This is a genomic window from Gluconacetobacter sp. (assembly GCF_047721585.1).
Classification (GTDB): domain Bacteria; phylum Pseudomonadota; class Alphaproteobacteria; order Acetobacterales; family Acetobacteraceae; genus Gluconacetobacter; species Gluconacetobacter dulcium.
Window position 1 is genome coordinate 1 of the sequence record NZ_JBDNXE010000080.1, and the last position, 19,032, is coordinate 19,032.

General features: G+C 66.1%; 18 protein-coding genes and 1 pseudogene. 8 read left to right on the forward strand and 11 right to left on the reverse strand.

Annotated elements, in window-relative coordinates; genetic code table 11:
- Positions 1-131 precede the first annotated feature (131 nt).
- Positions 132-1,763 (forward strand): CTP synthase, encoded by a 1,632-nt coding sequence (locus tag ABF821_RS14040; protein WP_182972591.1) that lies wholly within the window; start codon positions 132-134, stop codon positions 1,761-1,763.
- Entirely contained in the window at positions 1,760-2,590 is an 831-nt protein-coding gene (kdsA, locus tag ABF821_RS14045; protein ID WP_415530438.1) for a 3-deoxy-8-phosphooctulonate synthase, read from the forward strand. Before ABF821_RS14040 ends, kdsA begins: the two co-directional genes overlap by 4 nt.
- A 57-nt stretch (positions 2,591-2,647) precedes the next feature.
- Here the strand turns inward: kdsA and ABF821_RS14050 are convergent, their stop codons facing one another.
- Positions 2,648-3,127, reverse strand: a complete 480-nt coding sequence (locus ABF821_RS14050) for a DUF3429 domain-containing protein (protein WP_415530439.1) — start codon at positions 3,125-3,127, stop codon at positions 2,648-2,650.
- A gap of 176 nt (positions 3,128-3,303) precedes the next feature.
- Between ABF821_RS14050 and eno the strand changes: the two genes are divergently transcribed.
- Positions 3,304-4,584, forward strand: coding sequence for a phosphopyruvate hydratase (gene eno, locus ABF821_RS14055; RefSeq protein ID WP_415530440.1), 1,281 nt, complete (start codon positions 3,304-3,306; stop codon positions 4,582-4,584).
- Between the two features lie 112 nt (positions 4,585-4,696).
- On the forward strand, positions 4,697-5,026 hold the full coding sequence (locus tag ABF821_RS14060; RefSeq protein WP_182972664.1) for an FtsB family cell division protein: 330 nt from the start codon (positions 4,697-4,699) through the stop codon (positions 5,024-5,026).
- Positions 5,027-5,235: 209 nt separating this feature from the next.
- Here ABF821_RS14060 and rpmG read toward each other — a convergent pair whose 3' ends face one another.
- Positions 5,236-5,403 carry a 50S ribosomal protein L33 gene (gene rpmG, locus ABF821_RS14065; protein ID WP_114728317.1) on the reverse strand — a complete coding sequence of 56 codons (168 nt, stop codon included), beginning with the start codon at positions 5,401-5,403 and terminating at the stop codon, positions 5,236-5,238.
- A 159-nt stretch (positions 5,404-5,562) separates the two neighbouring features.
- Between rpmG and glp the strand changes: the two genes are divergently transcribed.
- Both glp and lexA read left to right on the forward strand, forming a co-directional pair.
- On the forward strand, positions 5,563-6,768 hold the full coding sequence (glp, locus tag ABF821_RS14070) for a gephyrin-like molybdotransferase Glp (RefSeq protein ID WP_415530441.1): 1,206 nt from the start codon (positions 5,563-5,565) through the stop codon (positions 6,766-6,768).
- A gap of 139 nt (positions 6,769-6,907) precedes the next feature.
- Entirely contained in the window at positions 6,908-7,654 is a 747-nt protein-coding gene (gene lexA, locus ABF821_RS14075; RefSeq protein WP_415530442.1) for a transcriptional repressor LexA, read from the forward strand.
- A gap of 147 nt (positions 7,655-7,801) precedes the next feature.
- On the opposite strand, the gene ABF821_RS14080 is transcribed toward lexA, so the two are convergent.
- From ABF821_RS14080 to bioF, 4 genes are all read right to left on the reverse strand, one after another.
- Positions 7,802-8,017 carry an RcnB family protein gene (locus tag ABF821_RS14080; protein ID WP_182972663.1) on the reverse strand — a complete coding sequence of 72 codons (216 nt, stop codon included), beginning with the start codon at positions 8,015-8,017 and terminating at the stop codon, positions 7,802-7,804.
- 503 nt (positions 8,018-8,520) lie between these two features.
- Positions 8,521-9,924: a dethiobiotin synthase gene (gene bioD, locus ABF821_RS14085; RefSeq protein ID WP_415530443.1), complete on the reverse strand. Its 1,404-nt coding sequence runs from the start codon at positions 9,922-9,924 to the stop codon at positions 8,521-8,523.
- Positions 9,921-10,604 carry an alpha/beta fold hydrolase gene (locus tag ABF821_RS14090; protein WP_415530444.1) on the reverse strand — a complete coding sequence of 228 codons (684 nt, stop codon included), beginning with the start codon at positions 10,602-10,604 and terminating at the stop codon, positions 9,921-9,923. Before ABF821_RS14090 ends, bioD begins: the two co-directional genes overlap by 4 nt.
- Positions 10,588-11,784 (reverse strand): 8-amino-7-oxononanoate synthase, encoded by a 1,197-nt coding sequence (bioF, locus tag ABF821_RS14095; RefSeq protein WP_415530445.1) that lies wholly within the window; start codon positions 11,782-11,784, stop codon positions 10,588-10,590. The genes ABF821_RS14090 and bioF overlap by 17 nt, the downstream gene beginning before the upstream one ends.
- Before the next feature lie 78 nt (positions 11,785-11,862).
- Here bioF and ABF821_RS14100 point away from each other — a divergent pair, with 78 nt between their 5' ends.
- Positions 11,863-13,128 (forward strand): adenosylmethionine--8-amino-7-oxononanoate transaminase, encoded by a 1,266-nt coding sequence (locus tag ABF821_RS14100; RefSeq protein WP_415530446.1) that lies wholly within the window; start codon positions 11,863-11,865, stop codon positions 13,126-13,128.
- 214 nt (positions 13,129-13,342) lie between these two features.
- Here ABF821_RS14100 and ABF821_RS14105 read toward each other — a convergent pair whose 3' ends face one another.
- On the reverse strand, positions 13,343-13,777 hold the full coding sequence (locus ABF821_RS14105) for a DUF4167 domain-containing protein (RefSeq protein WP_182972582.1): 435 nt from the start codon (positions 13,775-13,777) through the stop codon (positions 13,343-13,345).
- A gap of 441 nt (positions 13,778-14,218) precedes the next feature.
- Positions 14,219-15,100 carry a peptide chain release factor N(5)-glutamine methyltransferase gene (gene prmC, locus ABF821_RS14110; RefSeq protein WP_415530447.1) on the reverse strand — a complete coding sequence of 294 codons (882 nt, stop codon included), beginning with the start codon at positions 15,098-15,100 and terminating at the stop codon, positions 14,219-14,221.
- A 30-nt stretch (positions 15,101-15,130) separates the two neighbouring features.
- Here prmC and ABF821_RS14115 point away from each other — a divergent pair, with 30 nt between their 5' ends.
- Positions 15,131-15,595: a hypothetical protein gene (locus ABF821_RS14115; protein ID WP_415530449.1), complete on the forward strand. Its 465-nt coding sequence runs from the start codon at positions 15,131-15,133 to the stop codon at positions 15,593-15,595.
- Between the two features lie 65 nt (positions 15,596-15,660).
- Here the strand turns inward: ABF821_RS14115 and prfA are convergent, their stop codons facing one another.
- The 3 genes and pseudogenes from prfA to ispG all read right to left on the reverse strand — a co-directional run.
- A complete protein-coding gene (prfA, locus tag ABF821_RS14120) occupies positions 15,661-16,719 on the reverse strand; it encodes a peptide chain release factor 1 (RefSeq protein ID WP_415530450.1) in 1,059 nt (352 codons plus the stop codon).
- Positions 16,720-16,722: 3 nt separating this feature from the next.
- Positions 16,723-17,973: a histidine--tRNA ligase gene (gene hisS, locus ABF821_RS14125; protein ID WP_183009458.1), complete on the reverse strand. Its 1,251-nt coding sequence runs from the start codon at positions 17,971-17,973 to the stop codon at positions 16,723-16,725.
- 112 nt (positions 17,974-18,085) lie between these two features.
- A pseudogene (gene ispG / locus ABF821_RS14130) lies at positions 18,086-18,928 on the reverse strand (flavodoxin-dependent (E)-4-hydroxy-3-methylbut-2-enyl-diphosphate synthase); the annotation flags it as partial.
- Between the last annotated feature and the right edge of the window lie 104 nt (positions 18,929-19,032).

Consider the following 19,032-nt stretch of genomic DNA (forward strand, 5'->3'; position numbering starts at 1 on the left):
CCGGCGGCGCCAGCGGCCACGCACTGAAGAATGGGCTGCCTTCCCCACGGAAGGCAGCCTTTTTTTATCTCGGCAAACGCGATGGTTATTCGCTTTGCCCGGCAGGTCGAAACGGTGTAGGGAGGCCATCCATGACGCGGTTTGTATTCATCACTGGCGGCGTGGTCTCCTCTCTCGGTAAAGGCATTGCCTCCGCAGCCCTCGCGGCGCTGCTGCAGGCACGCGGTTACCGGGTCCGGCTACGCAAGCTCGATCCCTATCTCAACGTCGATCCGGGCACCATGAGCCCGTATCAGCACGGCGAAGTCTTCGTAACCGACGACGGCGCAGAGACCGACCTCGACCTCGGGCATTATGAACGCTTTACAGGCGTGCATGCCACCCGGGCCGACAACGCCACCACCGGCCAGATCTACTCGGACGTGATCGCGCGCGAACGGCGCGGCGATTATCTGGGTGCCACGGTGCAGGTCATCCCCCACATCACGGACGCCATCAAGGAAGCCGTGGTCGCGGGCACGGAAGACCTGGATTTCGTGCTGGTGGAAATCGGCGGCACGGTCGGCGACATCGAAAGCCTGCCCTTCCTCGAGGCCATTCGCCAGTTGCGCAATGACCTGGGCGCCGGGCAGACGATGTTCGTCCACCTGACCCTGCTGCCGTGGATTCCCTCGGCCGGCGAACTGAAGACGAAGCCGACCCAGCATTCCGTCAAGGAACTGCAGAATGTCGGCATCCAGCCCCAGATGCTGCTCTGCCGCTCGGACCGGCCGATCCCGGATACCGAACGCCGGAAGATCGCCAATTTCTGCAATGTGCGCCCGGAAGCCGTGATCGCGGCGCTGGATGTCGACACGATCTATGCCTGCCCGATCTCCTACCATGCCGAAGGCATGGATAACGAGGTGCTGCGCCATTTCGGCCTGCCCTTCGACCAGGAGCCCGACCTGTCACGCTGGCACCGGGCCCTGGACGCGATTCGCCACCCCGAGGGCGAAGTCCGCATCGCGGTCGTCGGCAAATACACGGCCCTGCTCGATGCCTATAAATCCCTGATCGAAGCCCTGCTGCATGGCGGCATCGCCAACCGGGTGCGGGTCAAGCTGGACTGGGTCGAGGCCGAGACGTTCGAAAAGTCGGAAGACGCGCTCGAAGCCCTGCACGATGTGCATGCTATTCTGGTGCCCGGCGGATTCGGCGAACGCGGCGCGGAAGGCAAGATCCAGGCCGTGCGCTTCGCCCGTGAGCATAACATCCCGTTCCTGGGCATCTGCTTCGGCATGCAGATGGCGGTCATCGAATGCGCCCGCAATCTCGCGGGCCTCCCCGATGCCTCATCCACCGAGTTCGGCCCGACCGACGAGCCGTTGGTCGGCCTCATGACCGAATGGGCCCGTGGCAACGAATTGCTGCGCCGGCGCGAAGGCGGCGAGTTGGGCGGGACGATGCGCCTGGGCGCCTACCCCGCCAAACTGGCCGAAGGGTCGCGCGTCGCGGAAATCTACGGCCGGACCGACATCCGCGAGCGGCATCGCCATCGCTACGAGGTCAATGTCCATTACCGCGAGAAGCTGGAACAGACCGGCATGCGATTCTCGGGCATGTCGCCCGATGACATCCTGCCCGAAGTGGTCGAATATCCCGATCACCCGTGGTTCGTCGGCGTGCAGTATCACCCCGAACTGCTCTCCAAGCCGTTCGATCCGCATCCGCTGTTCTCCGGCTTCGTCGGCGCGGCGGTCAAGAAGATGCGCCTGGTATGACAGCCCCCCGCTCGCTCGCGATCGGCGATCTGCCGGTCGGCAATCACCTGCCGTTCGTCCTGATCGCCGGCCCGTGCCAGATCGAATCCGAAGCCCACACCATGGAAATGGCCGAGGCCCTGTGCGCGATCGCGCGCGAGACGGGGGTCGGGCTGATCTATAAAAGCTCGTTCGACAAGGCGAACCGCACCAGCATCGGTGCGGCGCGCGGCGTCGGCATGGCCAGGGGGCTGGACATCCTGGCCCGTGTGCGCGAGCGATTCGGCATACCGGTCCTGACCGACGTTCACGCGGCGGAGCAATGCGCAGCCGTGGCCGAAGCCGTCGACGTGCTCCAGATCCCGGCCTTTCTCTGCCGCCAGACGGACCTCCTGCTGGCGGCGGGCGAGACCGGGGCCGCGATCAACGTCAAGAAGGGGCAGTTCCTGGCGCCGTGGGACATGAAGAATGTCGCGGCCAAGATCGCCTCGACCGGCAACGAGCGGATTATGCTGTGCGAGCGCGGCACCAGCTTCGGCTACAACACGCTGGTCAACGACATGCGCGGCCTGCCGATCATGGCCGAGACCGGCTACCCCGTGGTGTATGACGCCACCCACTCGGTCCAGCAGCCCGGCGGCCTCGGCGGGTCATCGGGCGGCCAGCGTGAATACGCTCCCATCCTGGCCCGCGCGGCACTGGCGATCGGGGTGGCAGCCGTCTTCATCGAGACCCATCAGGACCCGGACCACGCCCCCAGCGACGGCCCGAACATGATCCCGATCAGCGAGATGAAGCCCCTGATCGAGCGCCTGGCCGCCTACGACCGCCTGACCAAGACCTTCTGAGCAATCCGGCCGGCACTGCACGCGGGCGGCGATTCCGCGCGCAGTGCCGAAAGACTGTCAGGACAGACTGACCAGCATCGCCAGTCCGAGGCATGCCATGAAGATGGCGGTAAGCCACAGCCGCAGGGCCAGATAGCCCGAAGGCAGTTCTCCCCGGCGCCACGCCGCCCGCTCTGCCAGAAACAGCCCGAAAAATCCCGCCAGCAGCACAGCCAGCCCGAACGGGACATGGCCCAGAAAAGTTGCATGGCAGGCCAGCCAGCCGACCGGCAAGGGCAAAGCCCCCATCAGCAGCCGCCGGTTGTCAGGCCCCGCGTCCAGACGCGTCCCCATGATCACCATGGGTCGGTCCAGCGCCAGCCCCCAATGCACGGCGCCGCTGAAGGCCAGCACCAGGGCGGCATATTCCACCAGCCCCATGGTCATGCCCGGCACCGTGTCGGAGGAAAACAATCCTCCAACCGCGAAGACGATGGCTGGAATCGGGCTGACAATTCCCATCAGAACCGTTGGAAGCGGCAGGCGTTTCATGTTCATCTTCCTCCTGCCCTGCTATTATCGCTTGGCTCGCCGCCTGCCCATGATACCGATCACAGGCGGCAGGAGAATTTTGCCTGGCATGTCGGGATAGCCGCGAGGACATCCCGATCACCGTTGCACGTCGCGGCCGATCTGCAACGGGCCCAATAGTCATAAACCGAGGAAGCAGACCCATGAGTGCTATCGTCGATATCGTCGCGCGCGAAATCCTGGACAGTCGCGGCAACCCGACCGTGGAGGTCGATGTCGAACTGGCGTCCGGCGCGAAGGGCCGGGCCGCCGTCCCGTCGGGGGCATCGACTGGCGCGCACGAGGCGGTCGAACTGCGTGACGGCGACAAGTCCCGTTACGGCGGCAAGGGCGTGCTGAAGGCGCTGGAGAATATCGAGGGCGAAATCCTCGAAGCCCTGCAAGGCGCCGAATCGGCCGATCAGGTCGCGATCGACGAAGCGATGATCGATCTCGACGGCACCCCCAACAAGGCCCGGCTGGGTGCGAACGCGATCCTGGCCGTCTCGCTGGCGGTCGCCAAGGCGTCGGCCGAGGAATTGCAGGTTCCGCTCTATCGCTATGTCGGCGGCGTGTACGCCCGCACCCTGCCGGTGCCGATGATGAACATCGTCAATGGCGGCCAGCATGCCGACAACCCGATCGACATCCAGGAATTCATGATCCAGCCGGTGGGCGCGCCCACGCTGGCCGACGCGGTGCGCGTGGGCTCCGAAATCTTCGCCCAGCTCAAGAAGAACCTGTCGGCGGCCGGCCACAACACCAATGTCGGCGACGAAGGCGGCTTCGCCCCCGGCCTGAAATCGGCCGACGAGGCCCTGGGCTTCATCACCAAGGCCGTGGAAGCCGCCGGCTACCGTCCGGGCGAGGATGTCACCTTCGCGCTGGATTGCGCCTCGACCGAATTCTACCGCGACGGCCGCTACGTCATGGAAGGCGAAGGCAAGAGCCTGGATTCGGCCGGCATGATCGGCTATCTGGCCGACCTCGTCGCCCGCTACCCCATCGTGTCGATCGAGGACGGTCTGGCCGAAGACGATTGGGAAGGCTGGGCCGCCCTGACCGCCGCCCTGGGCAAGACGGTCCAACTGGTCGGTGACGACCTGTTCGTGACCAATCCGGAGCGCCTGCGTCGCGGCATCAAGGCCGGCGTCGCCAATTCGCTGCTGGTCAAGGTCAACCAGATCGGCACGCTGAGCGAGACTCTGGAAGCGGTCGAGATGGCGCATCACGCGGGCTACACGGCGGTGATGAGCCACCGTTCGGGCGAGACCGAGGATTCGACCATCGCCGACCTGGCGGTGGCGACCAATTGCGGGCAGATCAAGACCGGCTCGCTGTCGCGCTCCGACCGGACCGCGAAATACAACCAGCTGATCCGGATCGAGAACGAACTGGCGACCGCCGCCCGCTATGCCGGCCGCACGATCCTGAAGACCGCCTGAAGACTTCGTCCCGATTCGGCGGCATGGCGCGGAAAACAGTTTCCCGCCGCCGCCGAATCGGGAATAGTACAATAGAGATTGGTAGCCTGCTGAGATGGGAGAACGACTGACCATGCAGATCGGCCGGATTGTGCGGCGGACCCTCCGTATGGTCGTCCCCCCTTCCCTGTTCATCGGCCTGACCGCCTATTTCGGCGTCAACGCCATGCAGGGCGACCATGGCATTCACAGCTATCAGGCACAGTTGCACCTGCTGGACGAGGCCCGCGCCGCACAGATGGACGCGGTCTCGGAACAGAATGCCTGGACCCGCCGGGTCAGCGGGTTGAAGGAAAAGGCGCTGGACCGCGACACGCTGGACGAACGGTCACGCGCAATGCTCAACTTGGCGCGCCCCGACGAACTCGTCATCCCCTACGGCCCGCACGACCGGCTGTTCTAGCCGGCTGTCTGCAACGTCCTCCCGCCGAAGATCCTGAGCGATATTCTCCGCGCTTCGCAGCATTCTCGCTCGGCGGGCCGGCTTGTCGAACAGCCGCAACCAAGCGCATGCGCGAACACAGCCCCCGAAACAAAAAAAGGCCGGCCACCCCGCAGGGTGCCCGGCCTTTTTTCGACCTATCCCACGCGAAACGCGCGGAATAGAGCGGATTATTTGATCTTCGCTTCGCGGAAGGCCACGTGCTTGCGCGCAACGGGGTCGTATTTCCGCATCTCGAGCTTGCCGGTCTGAGCACGGGCATTCTTCTTCGTGACGTAGAAATACCCGGTGTCTGCCGACGAGACGAGCTTGATCTGAATGGTGTTGGTCTTGGCCATGGAATCCTCAGCACTGCTCCGCCGCTGCTGGAACAATCAGGTGCAGCAGTGGTTCAAGTCGGCGGAAAATGCGCATACAGAGCCCCCAGGTCAAGCGTTAGTCGCACGAATCGAGCAGATATGTGTGCAGGCCCGTCGAATAAGGGAGAATTGGGACCGATGCTGAGTGTCGCCGAAGCCCAGGCACGTATCCTGGCAGACCTCGAACCCACGGGGCCGGAACTGGTACCCCTGGCCGATTCCTGGGGACGAATCGTCGCTGCCGACATCGTGGCCCGGCTGGACAACCCGCCGGCCGATGTCTCGTCCATGGATGGCTATGCGGTGCGGGCAGCCGATTGCACGCCGGGCGGCGTCCTGTCGCTGGTGGGCGAGAGCCCGGCGGGCCATCCCTTCGCCGGCCAGGTCGGCCCCGGTGAAACCGTGCGCATCTATACCGGCAGCCTGGTGCCCGATGGCGCCGACGCGATCCTCATCCAGGAAAACGCCCAGGAGGATAAAGGCGCGGTCACGGTCACCGTTCCACCGGGTTCCGGGCAGTATATCCGCCGCCAGGGGCAGGATTTCGCCCAGGGGCAGGTCGTCGTCCCGGCCGGACGGGCACTGACGGCGCGGGATATCGGGCTGGTGGCGGCGGCGAACCATGCCTGGGTTCCCGTGCGCCGACGCCCGGTCGTGGTCATCCTGTCCACAGGCGACGAAATCGCGCTGCCCGGCGAGCCGATCGCGCCGGGCGGCATCGCCAACTCCAACACCCCGATGCTCGCCGCCCTGGTGCGCGCCTGCGGCGGCGTCCCGGTCATGCTCCCGTCCGCACGGGATACCGCATCGGATATCGCCCGTCTGGCCCAGGGAATCGAAACCGCCGACCTGCTGCTGACGGCAGGCGGCGCCAGCGTCGGCCGCTACGACCTGGTGCAGCAGGGGCTGGAGCAGATCGGGCTCTCGGTCGATTTCTGGAAGATCGCCATGCGTCCCGGCAAGCCGCTGATGCATGGCCGGATCGGCCGGGTGCCGGTCCTGGGGCTGCCGGGCAATCCGGTGGCCGCCCTGGTCTGCGGCCTGGTCTTCGCCCTGCCGGCGATTCGCACGCTGGCCGGGCACACGGCCCCGCACCTGCCCGAGGATATGGCGATTCTGGGCGGCGACCTGCCGGAGAACGACCGGCGGGCCGATTATCTGCGCGCCACCCTCTCCCGCGCGCCGGATGGCGGCCTGATCGCAACGGCCTTCAGCCGCCAGGATTCGGCGATGCTGCACACACTGGCCAGCAGCGACGCCCTGATCATGCGTCCGCCTCACGCCCCCCCCGCACGCGCGGGCACGCCCTGCCGGATCATCAGGCTGGACACACTCTCGATCTGACCACCCATTTCCATAACGGCAATGATATTGACGGACGGGCGGGAACCAATATAGAACACAACAAGGCGGTTTCCTGTTTGTTCCCTTCTGTTGACAACGGATTGGCCGACTGACGGAACGACTGGGTCACGGGGTGCCAATGCTGACGCGCAAGCAACATGAACTGCTGCTGTTCATCGACCGGCACCTGAAACAGACGGGGTTCTCCCCCTCCTTCGACGAAATGAAGGATGCGCTGAACCTGCGATCGAAATCCGGCATCCACCGGCTGATCTCGGCGCTGGAGGAGCGGGGTTTCCTGCAACGTCGCCATCACCGCGCCCGGGCGCTGGAGGTCCTGCGCCTGCCGGAAATGGCCTCGCCCGCCACGCCACGGGAACCTGTCGGCGCCCCCATCGCGACCAGCCCGGCGCCAGAGGCGGTCGATCATTCTTTCGTGCCCAATGTCATCAAAGGCGATTTCGCCGGCCGGCTGGCGGGCGCCCCCATCGCGACCGATGCCGAGGCGGTCGGCCTGCCGTTCTACGGCCGTATCGCCGCCGGCCAGCCGATCGAGGCATTGCGCGAGACCGGGGCTCAGGTCTCGGTACCGATCAACCTGCTGGGTCGTGGCGATCACTACACGCTGGAAGTCGCCGGCGATTCGATGGTCGAGGCCGGGATTCTCGACGGCGACACCGTCATCATCCGCCGGGGCGACACCGCCAATAACGGACAGATCGTGGTCGCACTGATCGACGATCAGGAAGTCACGCTGAAACGGCTGCGTCGACGTGGCAGCACGATCGCCCTGGAACCCGCCAACGCCCGTTACGAATCACGCATCGTGCCGTCCGACCGGGTGCGCATCCAGGGGTCGTTGGTGGGTTTGCTGCGCCGTTATTGATGACGGTGTTAAGCAGCCTTTGAAATATCGGCGGCAGAGCCTCGGGCCTGCTGGCTCTGACAAATTGTCAGGCTTCCCGAACCATCAAACAAAGACCAAAGAAAACACCAAAGACCTGCCGCGCGAAGCGGCAGGTCGTCAGTGTGGTCAGTAAGGAGCCGGTCCCATAGGTCCCGCTCCATAGGCGTTCGCGATCACGTTGGAAATAATGCCCGTCGCCAGAGCCGTCAGCAGGAACTGGTTTCCATACTGGACCCAATAATATCCGGGCGGCGGCGCATAAAGGCCGCGATAACGCCGCCAATCCTGCACCTGCCACATGCCCGAACGCGGGCCGTCATAGCGATCCCCACGTCTCCACATCCGACCGCCGCCATATTGCGGACCGCGACGGTCATAGCCAGGCCCCCCGCCCGTGCATCACCGGGCCCCCCCACGACGCGGATGTTCTCCCTGGCCGCCCGGCCCGCCACGCCCGTCATACGCGCCTGGCCCACCACCGGGACCGCCACGACCGCGATTATCACCCTGGCCGCCCGGCCCGCCACGCCCGTCATATACGCCCGGCCTGCCACCAGGACCACCAGGACCGCCGGGACCATCCGGAGCACGCTGCGCGTCAGCAGTAACCGACGCGCCCACAATCAGACAGCCCAGAACCAGGCCGGTCACCAGTTTTGCTTTCACCGGATTCTCCTTTTACTGGCACGGATCATGTTGCCGACTTGTGGCGAAATCCAGACGCAATCCCGCATCCCGCGTTACAAGATGCCTGGAAAAAAGCGTGGCACAGCCACCCCGACCGTCACGTCCGCCCACACGCCCGGCACGCGGCCGGGATCGCCCTACCGATCGGCTTCCCGATATCAGAGCGCCGCGAACGACGGCAGCAGCCTGGCCAGTTCATCGACCTGCGCCGGGCCGATCCGGTCCAGATGGGGAAATTCCGCCAGCACCCGCGCGCCGCCGAACAGGGTAATGGCGCGTCGCGCCTCGGGGGACGGCGGCCCGTTCAACACCACCCCGGCAATGGCAATTCCCCGCCGACGCAGGGCCTGCAAGGTCAGCAGCGTATGGTTGATCGTCCCAAGCTGGCTGCGCGCGACCAGTACAACCGGCAGCGCGAAGCGGGCGATCAGGTCGATCATCATGCACGCCGGCGCAACGGGCACCATCACGCCCCCCGCCCCTTCCACGACCAACGGCCGTTCGCCCCGAGCGGCGGGCAGGCGCAACGTGGCGGTATCAAGCACGATATTTTCCCGCTCGGCGGCGTCGAAAGGCGAAAGCGGCGCGGCCAGCACCGCGGCGGGTGGATGAAGGCGCGCCGGCTCCAACCCGGCCAGCGCCGCCACCGTCACGCTGTCCGCGATGTCCTCGGCAATTCCGGTCTGGAACGGCTTCCAATACTCCGCCGCCCAGGCGCGAACCAGACAGGCGGATACCAGCGTCTTGCCGACCCCGGTATCCGTGCCCGTCACGAAGACTCCCTTGCGTGCAGGCGTCCGAAACAGGCCGTAGCCGACGCCGTACGTCACCGTCACGCCCGACGGCGTCTCCAGATCGCGCAACAGGCGGCGCATCATACCCGGCGCGACCGGGCGCACGCCCTCACGCGGCAGCGAGGCGCCGATCTGGCGCAGTTCGCGAACAAAGGCCAGCGCCGTTTCCGGACGATCGAGAATCGTCTCGACTTCCCAAAAACCCTGCCCCCCGCGCGGCCAATCCTCCGCCAGCCGCTCGGGGGCCGGATAGGCCGAAATCGCGCATTCCTGGCCCGCCGCCGCATGGACACGGCGCCACTCGTCGAAGCTGCCGGCGCAGAGGGTGGAGAACGCCATCATGCCGCCGGGCGCCAGCATGGCGGCCAGTCGCGCCAGAGTCGCGGCGCGGTCCGTAAACCACTGCATCGACAGGCTGGAACAGATCAGGTCGTACCCCTCGCCTGCCGCTTCCGGCGCCTCGGCATCAAGCACCAGGGCGCGCACGTCGCCCTGCCCATGCTGGTCCTCAAGACGGCGAAGGGCACGGTCGCGCATTTCCGGTGCCAGATCGCTCACCGTCAGGTCCGCATCGGGAAACAGGCGGCGCAGATGCTGGCTCAGAAACCCCGTGCCGCACCCCAGTTCCAGAATGCGCATAGGCGCGCCGCCGGCGGCGGCAATCCGTTCGGCCAGCCGCGCGGCCACCAGCCGCTGCACCCGCGCCGCATCGTCATATGTCTCAGCCGCACCGAAACGGGTGGCGATCCGCTGCTTGCGCACGCTCATGGCCGGCCCGCTTCCGCCATCAGGCCAGCGATCGCGGCGGCGCATCGGTCGGGATGGGTCAGCGGCAGCAGATGCCCGCCCCCCTCGATCCATTCGACCGGTATATGGTCGCGGAAGCCCGCCTCGACCATCGCGGGCGGGGCAATCGGGTCTTCCCCGCCGGCCAGCACGCGAATCGGCGGCAAAGCGGCACCCGCCTCCCCGTCCAATATGCCGCGCGCGTCGGCATCCCGCAGCAATTCCAGCGCCCAGTCCAGCCGCGCCGCCCGCGCCGGACCCGGTGCTGGCGGCGCGATTCCCGCGCGCCCGCGAAAGGTCGCGACCACATCATCCGGATGCTGCTCCAACCCGCGCATCATGCGCTCGATCACACGACGCGGAATGCCCTGCGGATAATCGGACGTGGCGCCGAACCGGGTGAAACCGTTGATCAGCAGCATCCCGACGCAATCGGGGGACGGATTCAGCAGCAGCCACAACGCACCCAGCGAATGGCCAACCGCCACATGCCGTCCTGCCGGCCGCGCCGTCATGTTCTCAGGCCCGAAGAAGCCGAAATCCAGCATCGTCGTCTCGACCCGGCCCAGCCGCGCCCGGACAGGCTGCCAGAAATCCGGCGTGAACCCCCAGCCATGGACAAGGAACAGCGCCGTCGGCGCCGCATCATCGGACAATGCCATGCTCCCGCGCCCCTTCGTCGAGCGCCCGTAGCAGACGGTCGAGCATCCCTTCATCATGCGCCGCACTCAACGCCAGCCGGATACGGGCCGTCCCAGGCGGCACGGTCGGCGGCCGGATCGCGCCACCCAGAATGCCTTGCGCGGCCAGCGTGCGGGCCAGGGCAAGCGCCTGCCCGGCATCCCCCACCATCACCGGCACGATCTGCGTGGAGGACAGGCCGGTGGACCAGCCCCGCCCCCCCAGTTCCGTCCGCAAATGCGCCGCCAGAGACGCCAGATGGCTGCGCTCCGCATCCAGTGCCGGCACCAGATCCAACGCGGCGTCGATCGCGCCCAGCAGGGCGGGCGGCAGCGCGGTGGTATAGATAAAGCCCGAACACGTACTGACCAGCCAGTCGCACAGCGCGCGCGAGCCCGCGACATAGGCACCGAACCCGCCCAGTGCCTTGCTGAAGGTGCCCATCACCAGATCCACCCCGCCGGCCTCGGCGGAAAGGCCCCTTCCCTCCGGCCCCAGCACGCCCGTCGCATGCGCCTCGTCCAGATACAGGAACGCCTCATACCGACCGGCCAGCGCCTTCAGGGCGGCGACATCCGCCCGGTCGCCATCCATGCTGAACACGCTTTCGGTGATGATAAAGCGCAGGCCCTTCCGGTCGCGATGCCGCTCCAGCATCTGTTCCAGATGGCCGAGATCGTTATGGGCAAACCGGATCTGACGGATACCGGCTGCCTGACAGCCATGATGCAGGCTGGCGTGGTTCAGCCGGTCGGTAAACACCACGGCTGGCGCGCCGGTCGCTTCCACCGACAGCCGGAACAGGGCCGGCAGGATCGCGGCATTGGCCTGCCACCCCGATGCCAGCAGCAGGGCGGCCTCGGTCCCCTTGAAGCGCGCGAGCTTTTCCTCGACCAGCCGATGCTGTTCGCTCGTTCCCGTCACCAGGCGCGACGCCCCGCTGCCGGTACCGAACCGCTGCGTCCAGTCGATGGCACGCGCCGTCAGCGCCGGATGGACGGACAGGCCCAGATAATCGTTGGACGAGAAATTCAGCAGCGTCGCGCCATCACGCCGGACCAGCACGGGGCCGTCTCGCTCCACCGGCCGCAGATCGCGCCGCAAATGCGTGCGGGACAGTCCTTCCAGCGCGGTCTGGAAAAATGCATCGAAACGGGTCATGAAGCGATGGTTTGTGCCGGACCCTATGGGCCGGGTCAATTCCAGTCTGCCGTCCGTTCCCCAAGGAGAACATGCCCCATGACCGGACCGGACTGGTTCGACGCCGGCCTGCCGCATATCTGGCTGCCCTACACCCAGATGCGAACGGCCTCGCCCCCCATACCCGCCATCGCGACGGACGGCTGTCGGATCAGCCTCGCCGACGGGCGCGAACTGGTGGACGGAATCGCCTCGTGGTGGACCGCCTGCCATGGCTACAATCACCCCCATATCCGTCAGGCCGCCATCGACCAACTCGCGCGCATGCCGCACGTCATGTTCGGCGGCCTGGTGCACGAGCCCGCGTTACGCCTGGCCCGGCGCCTCGCGGACCTGCTGCCGGGCGATTTGGAGCGCGTCTTCTTTTCCGATTCCGGTTCCGTCGCGGTCGAGGTCGCGATGAAGATGGCGATGCAATACTGGCTGAACCGGGGCCAGTCAGGCCGAACCCGCCTGGTCGCGTTTCGCGGCGGCTATCACGGCGATACGCTGGCCACCATGGCGGTGTGCGACCCGGAGGAAGGCATGCACAGCCTGTTCGCCGGCATCCTGCCCCAGCATTTCATCACCGACCTGCCGCGCGACGACCACACGACCGCCGCGCTGGAACGGCTGATGGAAACCGAAGGGCAGCGCGTGGCGGCAATCCTGGTCGAGCCGCTGGTCCAGGGCGCGGGCGGCATGCTGTTTCACGACCCCGCGACCCTGCGGCGCCTGCGCGACCTTGCGGACCGCCACGGCGTGCTGCTGATCCTGGACGAGATCTTCACCGGTTTCGGCCGCACGGGCACCATGTTCGCGTGCCAGCAGGCGGATATCGTGCCGGATATCGTTACCCTGTCGAAAGCCCTGTCCGGCGGCACGGTGCCATTGGCCGCCACCGTGGCGCGGGCCCATGTCTTCGCGGCTTTTCTGTCGGACGACCCGATGCATGCGCTGATGCATGGCCCCACCTTCATGGCCAACCCGCTGGCCTGCGCCTGCGCCAATGCCTCGCTGGACCTGTTCGAACGCGAACCGCGCCTGGAACAGGTCGCGGCGATCGAAGAGCAGATGCGCGATGAACTGGAGACATGCCGCCACCTGCCCGCCGTGCGAGACGTGCGGGTCATGGGCGCGATCGGCGTGGTCGAACTGGACCGCATAAACGACATGAACCGCCTGAAAGCGAGGCTGGTCGAACAGGGCGTGTGGGTGCGCCCGTTCCGTTCGATCGTTTATCTCACACCGGCTTTCACGGTGACGAAGGCGGAACTGGCCCGGCTGACGGGCGCGATCCGCACCGTGCTGGCCGAAGCCCCCTGAAAGCCTGACCGAACATGCGCGCTGGCGGCGTGTCCCCCGCGCGTTTCCTGCGCTTCGGTGCTCATGGCCATCAGGGCCACTCCGCTCCGATGCTCGGAAACACATTTCGGGCGCGGCCCGAAACAGGCCGCTCTCGCTCGCCAGCCCACATGTTCGGTCAGGCGCTGAGAGGGTAAAGGCACGGACCGGCGTTTACCGCCGGTCCCCGGATCAATCAGGCTTCGACCGGAGCCAGTTCGGAATCCGACCCCGGACGATTTTTCTCGACCGTCGCTTCCTCGCCGCCATCCTCGGCCGCTTCGTCGCCATCCGTCACCGCCATCGGGCGCTGGCGGACATGCCGCTCCTGGCGTTCCTGCTGGTTCTGCTGCGCCGCCTGGGTCATGGCGTTCAGAATGCGGAAATAATGTTCGGCATGCTGGAAATACGCTTCGGCCATAACGCGGTCGCCCGAACCGCTGGCATCACGCCCGAGTTGCAGGTATTTTTCAAACAATTGCTGGGCGGTGCCACGAATACGCAGATCCGGCCCATTACTGTCGAACACATGGTTACGATTGAGGGGGATCTGGCCGTTCTGCTGGCGTACACTTCCGCCATTGCTGCCGCCCGAACGATGGTGCCGGCCCCGCATGCGTTTCATGTTCATAAGCTGTCGCAGCACTTTCCTGTTAACGGTCGCTCTTTGCCTGCGCCCGCCGGGGCCAACCATCCCCTATTGTCATTCTGAGTGCCTGGCGTGCAGCCCGGCATCTGATCCTGCGGCATCATGCAACGACCCAGGTCCCTGCACGCACCCGTGCGGTCATTTCCGTTTTCATGCATTCAGGATCGGTATGCGGCATCTCGGAAAGGTAAAAACCCCCGTCCGCATTCCATCGGTAATCTATGCCCTTATATCCGCTCTGCCAAATGGTTTTTTACTCCATGGCAGGGGAGAAAGTCCGTTTGACGGCGATCCGGCGCGCATTCCCCATGCATAGCGGATGTATCTCCACCCAGTCCGCTCCGCTCCGATGCCCGAAACCACAGGGCGACACCCCCATCGCGCGGCATTCCCGCTCATCGGTCCATCTTCCCGAAAAACCGCTCACGTCCGCCGATGCCGCATCACGACCGCACGCGGAATCCCCCCCAGATCGGCGCGAACATCCACGATTTCCAGCCCTGATTGCCGCGCCAGCGCCGGCATGCTGTTGTCCTGCCCGATCCCGATTTCGAAAACAGCAACCCCATCATGCGCCAGAAGCATGGGTAAGGCACCGGTCAGCAACCGATAGGCATCCAGCCCATCCGCGCCGCCATCCAGAGCGCGCACCGGCTCATAATCCCGGACATCCGGCATCAGGCCGGCCAGATCGCCCTGCGGAATATAGGGCGGATTGCTGAACACCACGTCGAACACGCCGCGAATCGACGCGGCCCAGTCGCCCGCCAGCATCGCGCATCGCCCCTCCAGCCCGGCCCGCCGGGCATTCCGCGCGGCCAAGCGGGCAGCGTCGGGCGCGATATCCACCCCTACCCCCCAGGCCGCGCCATACTCGCTCAATGCCGCCAGCAGCAGGCAACCGGTCCCGGTTCCCAGATCGAGCACGCTGCGGACCTGCTCGCGATCGGGGCAGTGATCCAGCAGGGCCTCGATCAGCGTTTCGCTATCGGGGCGGGGAATCAGGGTCGCGGGCGAGGTTTCCAGCTCCAGAGACCAGAAACCGGCGCGTCCGGTAATGTGCGCCATCGGTTCGCGCGCCGCACGGCGCCGCACGGCCGCCAGAAAACCGGCCTGCTCGGAAGCGGTCATCCGCGTGCGCGCCAGCAGGCCCGCCAGATCGGTGCCAAGAACGTGGGCCATCAACAGCCGCGCCTCGCGACGCGGATCGTCCACACCGGCGTCGCGCAATAGCACTCCGCCCCAGCCAAGCCATGTCCGCAGATCCGCCTCATCGCCCGGCACCGCCAGCGCATCCTCTTTCATTTCAGGCGAAATCCGTCCTACTCTGGCACCATGATGCCGCAGTCCCGTTCATGGAAAATCCTTATCTTTCTTGGCGCGGGCGCGGTCCTGGCGTCAGCGTCCCAGCCTGCGCTGGCCGGCACCTTCACCGTCGTCGACGGTCGCGCGGACAATGAGATTTTCGAAATCTCCCGCCTCTATGTCGATGAACAGCTCGCCGCCACGATCCGGCTCGACGCATCGGCACCGCAACGGGCCGTCCACGTCGAAACCGCCGCCGGGCGCATCAACCACACCTATGCGTTATGCGGCGAAATTACCATACGCACGCCCGATGGCCGGACGGAAACGCATGAGGTCAATGGCGGCGGCATCCTGCACCATCCGGAAGGGCGCACGCTGAACGCGCTGGGCACTCGCAACTTCACCGAATTCTATCTGGCCGACCCGGAAGACCCCTCGGTGGTCGAGCGCCAGCCCGGCCGCTCTGAAATCTGCTCGGTCCCAACGTCCTGAACCCCGCCGAAACAGCGCGCAGGCACCGATCCGGCGTGTGTTTCAAGCCAGGTCCAGCAACGTCGTTATAGGCCCTCGGCGGCCAGCAGGCTGGCCTGCTCGTCCTGGATCAGGGCGTCGATGAATTCATCGAACTCGCCCAGCATCACGCGGTCGATCTTGTAGGCCGTCAGGTTGATCCGGTGGTCGGTCACGCGGCCCTGCGGGAAATTGTAGGTCCGGATCCGTTCCGACCGGTCCCCGGTCCCCACCTGCGACTTGCGGTCGGCGGCGCGGCTGGCATGGGCGGTGGCACGCTCGCGCTCGTATAGCCGCGACATCAGGATCTTCATCGCCTTGGCACGGTTCTTGTGCTGGCTCTTTTCCTCCTGCATCGCCACCACCACGCCGGTCGGCAGATGGGTGATGCGCACCGCACTCTCGGTCTTGTTGACATGCTGCCCACCGGCACCAGAAGCGCGATAGACATCGATGCGCAGGTCGCTGTCATTGATCTGGACATCGACCTCGCCCGCTTCGGGCAACATGGCCACCGTCACGGTCGAGGTATGAATACGGCCCTGGCTTTCAGTCGCCGGCACGCGCTGCACGCGATGCACGCCCGATTCGTATTTCAGGCGGGCGAACACCCCGCGCCCCGCGATGGTGGCCATCCCCTCGCGCAGGCCGCCCAGTTCCGATTCGTCAAACTCCATCACTTCAAAACGCCAGCCACGCAGGGCGGCATAGCGGCGATAGGCATCGAACAGTTGCGCCGCGAACAAGGCGGCCTCGTCCCCTCCGGCGGCGGGGCGGATTTCCAGGATGGCGCTGCGCTCGTCGGCCTCGTCGCGCGGCAGCATGGCAATGCGGATATCCTGGCGCAGTTCCGCGATCCGGCCGCGCAGATCGCCCAGTTCGGCCTCGGCCAGTTCGCGCATTTCCGGGTCGGCCAGCAGCGATTCGGACTGAAGCGCTTCCCGCTCCGCCTGACGCAGCGCACCGATCCGGCTGACGATAGGCTCCAGTTCGGCATATTCGCGCGATGCCTTGCTGAACGCCTCCCCCACCAGCCCCTGGGCAAGCATGTCCTGCAATTCTTCCGACCGGCCAACGATCCGGTCCAGCCTGTCGTCAAGACTCATGGTTCAGCAGCCAACCGCCCCGGCCAGATAGGGCGCGACCGCGTCCAGCGCCAGTTCGTTCTGCGACCCTTCATCCAGCGCCTTCACCTGGGCCACACCGCGCGCCACTTCGTCATCGCCGATCAGCACGGCATGGGTGGCACCGATGCGGTTCGCCCGTTCCATCCGGCGCTTGGCATTGCCGCGATAGGCGATTTCCGCGCGCACACCATGGGCGCGCAGGGCCTGCAACAGCGTCACCGCCGCACCGTTTGCGCCCTCGCCCAGCGGCACCACCGCCACGGGGCGCGGCGCTGCCGGCGCGCTGTCCAGCAGCAGAGCCAACCGTTCGATCCCGCCGGCCCAGCCGATGGCCGGCGTGCGCGGGCCGCCCATTTCCGCCACCAACCCATCATAGCGGCCACCCGCCAGCACCGTGCCCTGGGTGCCCAGCTTCTCGGTGACGAATTCAAAGGTCGTGTGCCCGTAATAATCCAGCCCGCGCACGATGCCGGGGTTCTCGCGGAACGGCACGCGCAGCAGATCCAGCGCCGAACGCAGATCATCCCAGAACGTCCGGGCCTCGTCGGTCAGGAAGGCGCCGATCAGCGGCGCATCGGCCACCAGCGCCCGGTCCTGCGGCGCCTTGCTGTCCAGAATGCGCAGCGGATTGCGCTCCAGCCGGGCGCGGCTGTCGTCGGACAACTGGTCCTTGAATTCGGTAAAATAGGCGATCAGCGCGGCACGCCAGGCGGCGCGGCTCTCGGTATCGCCCAGCGTATTCAGTTCCACCACCGTATCGTCGGCGATACCCAGCGCCTTCAGGATGTCCCGCCCCATGGCGATCACTTCCGCATCGGCCAACGCCTCGGCCGCGCCGATCAGTTCGGCGCCGATCTGGTGGAACTGCCGATACCGCCCCTTCTGCGGGCGCTCGTAGCGAAACATCGGCCCGGCATAGAACACTTTCTGCGGCAGGGACTGGGTCAGCCCATTGGTCACCAGCGCGCGGCACACCCCCGCCGTGCCCTCGGGCCGCAAAGTCAGGGATTCACCGCCCCGGTCCTCGAACGAATACATCTCCTTCGACACCACGTCGGACGTATCGCCCAGCGAGCGCGCGAACACCCGCGTATCCTCGAAGATCGGGGTAGACCATTCATCGAAGCCGTACAGGCCCGCGATGCGCCGCGCGGTATCCACCACATGGGCATGGCGCCGCTGCCCCTCGCCGATCAGGTCATGGGTACCACGGACGGGTTGCAGGCTGCTCACGGATCGATGTTCCTGTTTTCTGAATCACTTATGTGTTCCGCCCCCAACGGGGCGGAACACAACAAAGGACGGTAAATCTTAACCCCCCGACCCGCCGGGGTCGGGCGCGTCCTTACTGGGCGGCGACGACCGCCTCGGCGGCCTTCGCGGCCTCTTCCTCGGCACGCAGGATCTCGGCCTTCTTCTCGACCATCTCCACGATGTGCTCGATCATCGAATCCGCCGCGATCGTATGGTCCTGCCGGCCGGCGGCATAGACCATGTGGCGGCCCGAACCACCGCCGGTCACGCCGATATCCGTCATCAGCGCCTCGCCGGGGCCGTTGACCACGCAACCGATGATCGACAGCGTCAGCGGGGTCTGGATATGCGCCAGCCGTTCTTCCAGCGTCTGCACGGTCTGGATCACGTTGAAGCCCTGCCGCGCGCAGGACGGGCAGGAAATGATCTTCACGCCGCGATGGCGCAGGCCCAGCGACTTCAGGATGTCCCAGCCGACCAGCACTTCTTCCTCGGGCTCGGCCGACAGCGACACGCGCATGGTGTCCCCCACGCCGGCCCACAGCAGGTTGCCCAGCCCGATGGACGATTTGACCGTGCCGGCCCGCTTGCTGCCTGCCTCGGTGATCCCGATATGCAGTGGGTGGTCGCACACTTCGGCAAGCTGCTGATAGGCGGCCACGGCCATGAAGACGTCCGACGCCTTCACGCTGATCTTGAATTCGTGGAAATCGTGATCTTCCAGGATCTTGGCATGTTCCAGCGCGCTTTCGACCAGCGCCTCCGGGTTAGGTTCGCCATATTTTTCCAGAAGATGCTTTTCCAGCGATCCGGCATTGACGCCGATACGGATCGAACAGCCGTAATCCTTGGCCGCCTTCACCACCTCGCGCACGCGCTCGGGGCTGCCGATATTGCCCGGATTGATGCGCAGGCAGGCCGCGCCGGCCTGCGCGGGGGCGCGCGCGGGCGGGGTGGGGGAAATGGTGTTGGGGCCCCCAGGGGGATATCACCCCCCCCCCCAGCACGGCCCCCGCGGGGGGGGGGGGGGGAGGGGGG

Coding starts and splice junctions, on each gene's coding strand:
- ABF821_RS14040 (WP_182972591.1), top strand. CDS start 132: ATGACGCGGTTTGTATTCATCACTGGCGGCGTGGTCTCCTCTCTCGGT.
- kdsA (WP_415530438.1), top strand. CDS start 1,760: ATGACAGCCCCCCGCTCGCTCGCGATCGGCGATCTGCCGGTCGGCAAT.
- ABF821_RS14050 (WP_415530439.1), bottom strand. CDS start 3,127: ATGAACATGAAACGCCTGCCGCTTCCAACGGTTCTGATGGGAATTGTC.
- eno (WP_415530440.1), top strand. CDS start 3,304: ATGAGTGCTATCGTCGATATCGTCGCGCGCGAAATCCTGGACAGTCGC.
- ABF821_RS14060 (WP_182972664.1), top strand. CDS start 4,697: ATGCAGATCGGCCGGATTGTGCGGCGGACCCTCCGTATGGTCGTCCCC.
- rpmG (WP_114728317.1), bottom strand. CDS start 5,403: ATGGCCAAGACCAACACCATTCAGATCAAGCTCGTCTCGTCGGCAGAC.
- glp (WP_415530441.1), top strand. CDS start 5,563: ATGCTGAGTGTCGCCGAAGCCCAGGCACGTATCCTGGCAGACCTCGAA.
- lexA (WP_415530442.1), top strand. CDS start 6,908: ATGCTGACGCGCAAGCAACATGAACTGCTGCTGTTCATCGACCGGCAC.
- ABF821_RS14080 (WP_182972663.1), bottom strand. CDS start 8,017: ATGTGGAGACGTGGGGATCGCTATGACGGCCCGCGTTCGGGCATGTGG.
- bioD (WP_415530443.1), bottom strand. CDS start 9,924: ATGAGCGTGCGCAAGCAGCGGATCGCCACCCGTTTCGGTGCGGCTGAG.
- ABF821_RS14090 (WP_415530444.1), bottom strand. CDS start 10,604: ATGGCATTGTCCGATGATGCGGCGCCGACGGCGCTGTTCCTTGTCCAT.
- bioF (WP_415530445.1), bottom strand. CDS start 11,784: ATGACCCGTTTCGATGCATTTTTCCAGACCGCGCTGGAAGGACTGTCC.
- ABF821_RS14100 (WP_415530446.1), top strand. CDS start 11,863: ATGACCGGACCGGACTGGTTCGACGCCGGCCTGCCGCATATCTGGCTG.
- ABF821_RS14105 (WP_182972582.1), bottom strand. CDS start 13,777: ATGAACATGAAACGCATGCGGGGCCGGCACCATCGTTCGGGCGGCAGC.
- prmC (WP_415530447.1), bottom strand. CDS start 15,100: ATGAAAGAGGATGCGCTGGCGGTGCCGGGCGATGAGGCGGATCTGCGG.
- ABF821_RS14115 (WP_415530449.1), top strand. CDS start 15,131: ATGATGCCGCAGTCCCGTTCATGGAAAATCCTTATCTTTCTTGGCGCG.
- prfA (WP_415530450.1), bottom strand. CDS start 16,719: ATGAGTCTTGACGACAGGCTGGACCGGATCGTTGGCCGGTCGGAAGAA.